General features: G+C 65.6%; 10 protein-coding genes. 5 read left to right on the top strand and 5 right to left on the bottom strand.

Annotation, left to right across the window (positions count from 1 at the left end):
• Positions 1-411 (bottom strand): hypothetical protein (locus AX681_RS22715; RefSeq protein ID WP_197424335.1); only part of this gene is annotated, 411 nt, incomplete at its 3' end.
• 58 nt (positions 412-469) lie between these two features.
• Between AX681_RS22715 and AX681_RS20950 the strand changes: the two genes are divergently transcribed.
• The 3 genes from AX681_RS20950 (at position 470) to AX681_RS20960 (ending at position 3,728) form a co-directional block, all read left to right on the top strand.
• Positions 470-1,207 (top strand): SDR family NAD(P)-dependent oxidoreductase, encoded by a 738-nt coding sequence (locus AX681_RS20950; protein WP_066657720.1) that lies wholly within the window; start codon positions 470-472, stop codon positions 1,205-1,207.
• Positions 1,208-1,293: 86 nt separating this feature from the next.
• Positions 1,294-2,115, top strand: a complete 822-nt coding sequence (locus AX681_RS20955) for an EcsC family protein (RefSeq protein ID WP_197421822.1) — start codon at positions 1,294-1,296, stop codon at positions 2,113-2,115.
• 38 nt (positions 2,116-2,153) lie between these two features.
• The gene (locus tag AX681_RS20960) at positions 2,154-3,728 is read left to right on the top strand and encodes a peptide chain release factor 3 (RefSeq protein WP_066657723.1); all 1,575 of its coding nucleotides are present in this window, start codon (positions 2,154-2,156) and stop codon (positions 3,726-3,728) included.
• 117 nt (positions 3,729-3,845) lie between these two features.
• Here the strand turns inward: AX681_RS20960 and AX681_RS20965 are convergent, their stop codons facing one another.
• The gene (locus tag AX681_RS20965; RefSeq protein ID WP_066657726.1) at positions 3,846-4,739 is read right to left on the bottom strand and encodes a prephenate dehydratase; all 894 of its coding nucleotides are present in this window, start codon (positions 4,737-4,739) and stop codon (positions 3,846-3,848) included.
• A gap of 111 nt (positions 4,740-4,850) precedes the next feature.
• On the opposite strand from AX681_RS20965, the gene AX681_RS20970 reads away from it, so the two are divergent.
• Positions 4,851-5,516 (top strand): c-type cytochrome, encoded by a 666-nt coding sequence (locus AX681_RS20970; RefSeq protein WP_066657729.1) that lies wholly within the window; start codon positions 4,851-4,853, stop codon positions 5,514-5,516.
• Positions 5,517-5,575: 59 nt separating this feature from the next.
• Here AX681_RS20970 and AX681_RS20975 read toward each other — a convergent pair whose 3' ends face one another.
• Genes AX681_RS20975 through AX681_RS20985 form a run of 3 tightly spaced genes read right to left on the bottom strand, consistent with a single transcriptional unit; the run spans position 5,576 to position 7,853 of the window.
• Positions 5,576-6,442: an LOG family protein gene (locus AX681_RS20975; RefSeq protein WP_066657731.1), complete on the bottom strand. Its 867-nt coding sequence runs from the start codon at positions 6,440-6,442 to the stop codon at positions 5,576-5,578.
• Positions 6,443-6,488: 46 nt separating this feature from the next.
• Entirely contained in the window at positions 6,489-7,169 is a 681-nt protein-coding gene (locus AX681_RS20980; protein ID WP_066657732.1) for an extensin family protein, read from the bottom strand.
• Positions 7,170-7,205: 36 nt separating this feature from the next.
• Complete coding sequence (locus AX681_RS20985) at positions 7,206-7,853, bottom strand: DUF4328 domain-containing protein (RefSeq protein ID WP_066657733.1); 648 nt, start codon at positions 7,851-7,853, stop codon at positions 7,206-7,208.
• A 182-nt stretch (positions 7,854-8,035) separates the two neighbouring features.
• On the opposite strand from AX681_RS20985, the gene AX681_RS20990 reads away from it, so the two are divergent.
• Positions 8,036-9,196, top strand: a complete 1,161-nt coding sequence (locus tag AX681_RS20990; protein ID WP_066657735.1) for a phosphoserine transaminase — start codon at positions 8,036-8,038, stop codon at positions 9,194-9,196.
• Positions 9,197-9,239: the final 43 nt, after the last annotated feature.

Genomic DNA, 9,239 nt, shown 5'->3' on the forward strand with positions numbered 1-9,239 from the left:
GCCCGGAACACGGGCCGCCATATCGCCGACGAGCCAGATGGCATCCTGCGCAGCGAGTAGTGCCCCGACTATGCCGCCGACCGCTGCCCCGCCAGCGCTGACCAGCATTAGCCAGACGATCCAGGCGCGCACGTCGTTGACGCCAAGCTTTGGAGCCCGGCCCACTCGTGCAGCCAGCGCAAGCAGGATCCCGAGGATCAGGCCGACCCACCAGGTCGCGATGACGCCCCAGCCGAGCGCGAGAAGAAATGGTGAGTCCGTGGCAAAGACCGGCGGATGCCCGATCGTGAAATACTCGACGCAAAGATGCGCGGTCACCTGATCGTGCAGGATGCCGTAAACGACCGCCGACAAGATCGCGAAGAGGATGATTTTCAGCGATTCCATGATGCCCTCCGGGCGAGCGATCATTGCAGCGTGTCGGATCAATGACCATAGGGCGTGGGTCTTCAGCGAAAGGACCCTGACCATGCCCACCGTACTCATCACCGGCGCGACTGCAGGGATCGGCGAAGCGGCGGTGCATGCCTTTGCCGATTCGGGCTGGCATGTCGTCGCCACCGGACGCCGCGCGGATCGGCTGGCGTCGCTGAAGAGCGACAGCGTCCACACGCTCGAATTCGACATTCGCGATGAGGCCGCCCGGGATGCGGCGCTGGCGTCGCTGCCCGAACCGTTCGCCGACATCGATCTGCTGATCAACAATGCCGGGCTCGCGCGGGGCCTTGAGAAGGCGCAGCAGGCCGATCTCGATAACTGGAAGACGATGGTCGACACCAACGTCACCGCGATGATGTCGATCACGCACAAGCTGCTGCCGATGCTGATCGAACGGCGTGGCGCGATCATCAATCTCGGCTCGGTCGCAGGCAGCTATGTCTATCCGGCGGGCAATGTCTATGCGGGCACCAAGGCGTTCGTGAACCATTTCAGCCTCGCCCTGCGCGCCGATCTGCACGGCACCGGCGTGCGCGTTACCTCGATCGAGCCGGGCATGGTCGAGACCGAGTTCATGACCGTGCGCACCGGCGGCGACAAGGACGCGTCGGACCGGCTCTATGCCGGGGTGAACCCGATGACGCCGGAGGACATCGCGGAAACGTTGCTGTGGGTCGCGACGCTGCCGCCGCATCTCAACATCAACCGGCTTGAGCTGATGCCGGTGAATCAGGATTTCGCCGGCTTCGCTGTCCATCGCGAAGGATAGGTAACGTCCCGTCCCGGGATCGCGCACGCCACACCCCTTGCCATCGCGGCGTTAACCAATAGCCTGTGTGCCGGGGGGACATGCGGGTGGAGTCGATCGATCCCGGCAATGCATGCGCGGCATTCGGTCAGGACGACCTGGTCGAGCTGCTCGCCATTGCCGAATATCATGAGGATGCCGGCAGCGTCCTGATGAACCTCGCCAAACAGGCGGGGAAGCAGGCCGATTCGGTAATCGAATGGCTGCCCGATGATTGGGAGGCCAAGCTGCAGGGCATGCTCGATCTCGCGCTGCGCCAGAGTTATGCCTTCGCCTTCCGCACCAACAAGCGCAGCCGCCGCGCCGCGGGCGATACGCGCCCGGTCAAGAATGCCGAGCAATTTCACCGCGTCGCCGCCGGCCTTACCGGCGCGATTGGCGGACTGGGCGGGGTCGGCACGACGCTGGTCGACCTCGCCGTCACCACCACGCTGATCCTGCGTTCGATCCAGCAGATCGCGGCGCATTATGGCGAGGATATCGACGATCCCGACGTGCGCGCCCAGTGCATTGCGGTGTTCGGGCTGGGCGGCCCACTGACTGACGATGACGCGACCGACACCGGGCTATGGGCGGGTCGCATCGCGCTCAGCCACCAGTCGATCTCGGGCGTGATTGGCGCGGTCTTGCCGCGGATGGGGCGGACGATGGGCCAATCGCTCGCCGCGCGCGCCGCGCCGGTCGTCAGCGCCGCAGCGGCGGCAGCGATCAACACCGTCTTCGCGCGCTACTATCAGAAAATGGCGCACGTCCATTTCCGCCTGCGCCGGATCGAACGCCGCTATCCGCGCGACCAGGTGATGGCGTGTTTTGAGCGGATCGTGCTGCTGGAGCGCGAACGGCGGCGGTCGAAGAAGCGGCGGGGTTGAGGCTCGATTCATCGCGCACTTGCCGCTAGAGCGCCGCGATGCCCGACAATTCGATTCCGGATCGCCGCACCTTTGCGATCATCTCTCACCCTGACGCCGGCAAGACCACGCTGACCGAAAAGCTGCTGCTGTTCGGCGGCGCGATCCATCTGGCCGGCGAGGTCAAGGCGCGCGGCCAGGCGCGGCGCGCGCGATCGGACTGGATGAAGATCGAGCAGCAGCGCGGTATTTCGGTCACCTCGTCGGTGATGACGTTCGAGCGCGACGGGGTGACCTTCAACCTGCTGGACACGCCCGGCCACGAAGACTTTTCCGAAGACACCTATCGCACGCTGACCGCGGTCGATTCCGCGGTGATGGTGATCGACGCGGCCAAGGGCATCGAGAGCCAGACGCGCAAGCTGTTCGAGGTGTGCCGGTTGCGCAACGTGCCGATCATCACCTTCGTCAACAAGGTCGATCGCGAAGGCCGCGAGATGTTCGAGATTCTCGACGAGATCGCCGACCTGCTCGCCCTCGACGTCGCGCCGATGACCTGGCCGGTCGGCATGGGCGGGCAGTTCGAGGGGATTTACGACCTGGTCGACCATCGCCTGCTGCTGCCCGACGGCGACAGCCGCGAGTTTCAGGGCAAAGTCGTGCAGACCAGCGGGCTCGACGATCCGCAGCTCGACACGCTGATCTCGGCGCAAACGCTGGCCAAGGTGCGCGAGGAGGCCGAGCTGGGCCTCGCGGGCTATGCGACATTCGACGGCGATGCCTATCGCAATGGCGACCTGACCCCGGTCTATTTCGGGTCGGCGCTCAAGGAATTCGGGGTCGATTCGCTGATCGACGCGATCGCCCGCCACGCGCCGCCGCCGCACGCGCTGCCCGCCGAACCGGCGGCGGTCGCGCCCGACAATCCCGAAGTCACCGGCTTCGTGTTCAAGGTTCAGGCCAACATGGATCCCAACCACCGCGACCGAATCGCGTTCATGCGGCTGGTGTCCGGCACGTTCAAGCGCGGCATGAAACTGACGCCGAGCGGCCATGGCAAGCCGATCGCGATCCACTCGCCGATCATGTTCTTCGCTCAGCAGCGCGAACTGGCGGACGAGGCGTTTCCGGGCGACATCATTGGCATCCCCAACCACGGCACGCTGCGCGTCGGCGACACGCTGAGCGAAAGGGCGGCGGTGCGCTTTACCGGCCTGCCCAATTTCGCACCCGAAATCCTGCGCCGCGTGGTGCTCAAGGACCCGACTAAGACCAAGCAGCTGCGCAAGGCGCTCGACGACCTGTCCGAAGAGGGCGTCATCCAGGTCTTCTACCCCGAAATCGGGTCGAACTGGATCATCGGCGTGGTCGGGCAGCTTCAGCTCGAAGTGCTGCTCAGCCGCCTCGATGCCGAGTATAAGGTCGGCGCGGTCCTCGAGCCCGCCCCGTTCGACACCGCGCGCTGGGTCGGCGGTGAAGCAGCGGATCTGAAGGAATTCATGGACCTCAACCGCACCGCAATGGCCAAGGATCGCGACGGCAACCCGGTCTTCCTCGCCAAATCGGCCTGGGAAGTCGGCTATATCGCCGATCGCTACTCCAGGGTGAAGTTCATGGCGACGCGCGAGCGGTGAGTCTTTGTCAGCTTCGCTGAAGCGGCACCAGCCCGCTCCCCCACCCGGCCACCCATATGATACTTCCGTTGGGTGGCCGGGTGGGGGAGCGGGCCGGCGCCGCCTAACTGACACGATTTATTCGGGCCGCGCGCGCGCCTGCGGGTAGGTGCCGAGCAGGCGCATCGACTTGGTGTGGAACTTGAGTTCCTCCAGCGCGCGGTCGACCCCGGCATCGCCGGGGCGGCCGACGATGTCGCAATAGAATTCCGTCGCCGCAAAGCTGCCGCCGCGCTGGTAGCTTTCCAGCTTGGTCATGTTGACGCCATTGGTCGCAAAGCCGCCCAGCGCCTTATAGAGCGCGGCGGGGATATTCTTCACCTCGAACACGAAGGTGGTCATGTACGGCCCATGGTCGCGCAGCGGCGGCGCGCTGCGCGCCAGCATGACGAAGCGGGTCATATTGTGGTCCGCATCCGCAACGTCGCTGTCGAACACGGTCAGGCCATAGAGCGGCGCGGCGCCCGGCGGGGCGAGTGCTGCGACCGCTGGATCACCCGCCTCCGCCACCACCGCGGCGGCCCCGGCGGTGTCGGGATAAGAAAGCGGCGCGATCCCCTGCGCCTTCAGCCAATGGCGGCACTGGCCCAGTGCTTGCGGATGGCTCATCGCCTGACGCACCCCGGCGCGCGCGCCCAGCCCCATCAGCGCATAGCGGATCGGCAGGAAATGCTCGCCGATGATCACCAGCCCCGATTCGGGCAGCAGGAAATGAATGTCGGCGACGCGCCCGTGCAATGAATTTTCGATCGGGATCATCGCGCAATCGGCGCGCCCGTCGCGCACCGCATCGATCGCATCCTCGAAGCTGAAGCACGGCAGAGGCAGCCCGGTCGGAAAGGCCTCGAGCGCCGCCATGTGCGAATTTGCGCCCGGCGCGCCCTGAAACGCGACCGCGCGCTTGGGCTCGGCCAGGGCGGCCTGCGTCATGCGTTCGACGATCGGGCGGGCGGGTGCGGCGAAATTGTCCATTGGCGCGTGCGCGTAACCGCGCGATCAACTTGCGGCAAGCCCGGGTTGCGGCAAACAAAAGGCCCGACTAAAGAACCCGGCCAAGATCAACACGGGGCAGAACGGGCGCACATGGACAATCGCATGAACACGATCGCAGGCTGGGTCCTGTTCGGCTGTGCCTCGGCGCTCGGCCTGTCGATCGCCAGCGGCATGATCTACCACAGCGGAAAGCCGGAAAAGGAAGGCTATCCGGTCGAAAGCGCCGATGGTGCCGAGGGTGAAGGCGGTGCCGCCGCGGTCGAGCCGATCGCCAACCGCCTCGCCAAGGCCGATGTCGCCAAGGGGCAGGCGTCGTTCGCCAAGTGCGCGGCGTGCCACTCGATCACCCAGGGTGGCGCCAATGGCGTCGGCCCGAACCTGTGGGCTTCGATGGGCAAGCCGCACGGCCATGTCCCGGGCTTCGCCTATTCGGATGCGCTCAAGGCGGTTCCGGGCAATTGGGACTTCGCAGCGATGGACGCGTGGCTCGCCAGCCCGCGTAAATATGCGCCGGGCACCAAGATGACCTTCGCCGGTCTGTCGGACCCGCAGGAGCGCGCCAACGTCATCGCCTATCTGAACGCACAGGGATCGAACCTGCCGCTCCCGGCGCCCGAAGCGGCTCCGGCCGAGGGTGGCGAAGCGGCGACCGAGAATGCGATCACGCCGACCGAGATGGGCAATGCCGGCACTCCGGCATCGGGCGCGCCGTCGGTCGATCCGGCCGCTGCCGAGGAAGCCGCAAAGAAGGAATGATCCGCCGCCACTGACGGCGCAGACAAAAAAAGGGCGGTCCGATGGGCCGCCCTTTTTTGTTACCCTTTCCGCTCTTCCCAGAATTTCTGGACGATCTCCCACCCCTCTTCCGCGGTCTCGCAGAAGTGGAACAGCTTGAGGTCGCGCGGGCTGATCACGCCCTCCTCCACCAGCGCCTCGAAATTGACGACCCGGGTCCAGAAATCCTTGCCGTAGAACAGCACCGGGATCGGCGCGATCTTGCCGGTCTGGATCAGCGTCAGCAGCTCGAACGATTCGTCGAATGTGCCGAACCCGCCCGGGAACACCGCCACCGCGCGCGCGCGCAGCAGGAAATGCATCTTGCGCAGCGCGAAATAGTGGAACTGAAAGCTGAGCGACGGGGTCACATATGCGTTCGGCGCCTGCTCATGCGGCAGCACGATGTTGAGGCCGACCGATTCGCAGCCCTTTTCCGCCGCGCCGCGATTCGCCGCTTCCATGATCGACGGGCCGCCGCCCGAGGTGACGACGAAGTGGCGGTCGCCATTCTCGTCGAGCGGATAGCAGCTGGCGAGCGCGGCCAGTTCGCGCGCCACGTCATAATATTTCGACTTTTCGATCAGCCGCTCGGCAATCCGGCGCGACTGGTCGTCGGTGGCGAGATCGAGCAACGCCTGCGCCTTGGCGGGCTCCGGAATCCGGGCCGAGCCATAGATGACGAACAGCGACGCGATCTTCGCCTCGTCCATCAATAGGCTGGGCTTGAGCAGCTCGAGCTGGAAACGCACCGGGCGCAGATCCTCGCGCAACAGGAAGTCCATATCCTGAAAGGCGAGGCGGTAGGCCGGGTGTTCGGTCTGGGGGGTGGAGACGGCGGTCCGCGCAGTCTCCGCATCCTGGCGCGCGCGGGCAAAGACGCGCGACGGCACTTTCTTGTCTGTCATTGGGGCGGGATTAGCCGGTTTCGTCACCGACGCAAAGTGGCGCGTGTCAGCGGCAGAACGCCTTGCCGCCCATGTCGAAGTGGAAATGGTTGGCGTGGGCGCTGTTATACTCCGGCCCCAGCACCGTGGTGAAGCGGCGGCAGGCCGATTTGTGGACCACGCGCAGAAATGCGCGCTCCTCCGCAGTCCCCCCGCTCCAGTCGCTCAGCACGCTGATCTTGCGCCCGTCGGCCAGCACGAACGCGGCGACGTCGACCGCGTTGCCCAGCCCATGTTCGGACACCCGCCCGGCGGAAGCCGCGCTGCCGCCAACGATGCCGCGACAGGCATAGCTGCCATAGGTTTCGACCCGCACCAGCTCACCGCCCAATATCTCGCGCGCGGCGGGCACGGCGGCGTGGCGCATCCATGCGATGAAGGTGCGGGCGAGCGGACAGCGCATCGCCTTCAGCCCCGAAACGGGGATGCCGACATCGATCAGCTGCACCGCGCCGATGACCTGGCATCCGCCGCCATAATCGCGATCGGGCAGCGGGCTGAACCGCACCTGCGCGCGCGACAGATCGGCAAAGCATATCTGCGTCTCACGGCTGGTCGGCAGGTCGAGCGTCACCGGCCCGCGCGGATCGGGGCGCACCGGCGCACGCGGCGGCGCGCGATCATCGCCTCCGCCGAACAGACAGCCGGCAAGCAACAAGGGCAAACACAGGGTGGGGAGGATACGCATGCCATCCCCCTCTAACCCATTATGGTTAACCGGCGATTATTCGAATACCGTGTGATCGCGCAAATGGCTTTGTGTTTCGGTCAGGTGGCGGACGATCCAGAGCAGCGCCAGGCCCGTAATGAAATCAAACGGGGTAGCGACGATATCCAGCCATGCGACTTCGAGCAGATCTTCCAGCGTCTCGGCGCGCAGGCTCAGGCGGAAGGACAGTTGACCGAAGACGCCGAGGATTAGCCAGCCCGCCCACCACAGGCGCATGATCGCAGGCACGGGCACGTCCTGCGCATCGGCCGGTGCATGACTAGCCTGCCACGTTTCGCGCAGGCCGGTGAACGGGCGAATCAGGTTGAGAAACGGGATGAAAAAGGATCCGACGCTCCATCCAGGCGACACGGTCATCGCATCGCTGATCTGCCAGGCATTCTTGTTCACGCGATAGATCCAGCGTCCGATCACGACCACGCTGACGAGTTCGGCGACCAGATAGATACCAGCCGTGACCATCGAAACGAGATCGACGGTCTCAAGGTCGGCCAGCGGGGAAGATGATCCACTCTGATAGGCCGTGATGCCGACGATCGAGAAAACCGCGCCCCCGCAATAGATCGCTGACGCCACAAGCCAGCATATCAACGCCGTGCGCGCCGCCGTTCCGACAGCCGTCGGATCTCGAAATTCGTCCATGAAATCCCCCTGAATGCAGCAGTTTAAGCGCCAGGCATGGGAAGTCCAGATCGTGCGGACAAAGCGGCGGCCAGTATCGTCGGCGACCTTAATCCGCTTGACTTAGCGCCTCCCGTCGTTAGGGCCGCCGACGGGCCACGCGGTCCCAACGCCGCGCGTGCTCTCTGCAAGGAGAGACTGACATGACTGATTCGACTGCCGCCGACGCCACAACTGCGTCCGCTTCCAAGCCCGCCGCCAAGCCGGCTCGCCCCTTTTTCTCTTCGGGTCCCTGCGCCAAGCCTCCGGGCTGGGACGCCGCCAAGCTCGCGACCGAGGTCCTTGGACGCTCGCACCGCTCGAAGCTCGGCAAGACCCGCCTGCAATATTGCATCGACCTGATGCGTGAGATGCTGCGCCTGCCCGAGACGCATCGCATCGGCATTGTCCCCGGTTCCGACACCGGCGCGTTCGAAATGGCGATGTGGACGATGCTCGGCGCGCGCGGCGTCACCACGCTGGCTTGGGAGAGCTTTGGCGAAGGCTGGGTCACCGACGCCGCCAAGCAGCTCAAGCTCGATCCGACGATCATCCGCGCCGATTATGGCCAGCTGCCCGATCTGACCGCGATCGACTGGTCGACCGACGTGCTGTTCACCTGGAACGGCACCACCAGCGGCGTGCGCGTGCCGAACGGCGACTGGATCCCCGACGACCGCGCGGGCCTGACCTTCGCGGATTCGACCAGCGCGGTGTTCGCCTATGACCTGCCCTGGGACAAGATCGACGTCGCGACCTTCAGCTGGCAGAAGGTGCTGGGGGGCGAGGGCGGCCATGGCGTCCTGATCCTCGGCCCGCGCGCCGTCGAGCGCCTCGAAACCTACACCCCCGCCTGGCCGCTGCCCAAGGTGTTCCGCCTGATGGCCAAGGGCAAGCTCGCCGAAGGCGTGTTCAAGGGCGAGACGATCAACACCCCGTCGATGCTGGCAGTCGAGGACGCGATCTTCGCGCTCGAATGGGCCAAGGGTCTGGGCGGGCTCGACGGCCTGATCGCGCGCAGCAACGCCAATGCCGACGCATTGCAAAAGTTGGTCGCGGAGCGCGACTGGCTAGGCAATCTGGCCGCGGACGAAGCGATCCGCTCGACCACCAGCGTGTGCCTGACCGTCGATGGCGCCGACGAAGCCTTCATCAAGAAGTTCGCGTCGCTGCTCGAGGCCGAACACGCCGCCTATGACGTCGCCGGATACCGCGATGCCCCTGCGGGTCTGCGCATCTGGTGCGGCGCGACGGTGGACACCGCCGATATCGAAGCGCTCGGCCCCTGGCTCGACTGGGCCTACGCCACTGCGAAGGGCGCTTAAGTCTCCCTCTCCCCTTCAGGGGAGAGGGTCGGGGAGAGGGGCA

Source organism: Sphingomonas sp. CCH9-E2 (assembly GCF_001557215.1).
Classification (GTDB): domain Bacteria; phylum Pseudomonadota; class Alphaproteobacteria; order Sphingomonadales; family Sphingomonadaceae; genus Sphingomonas.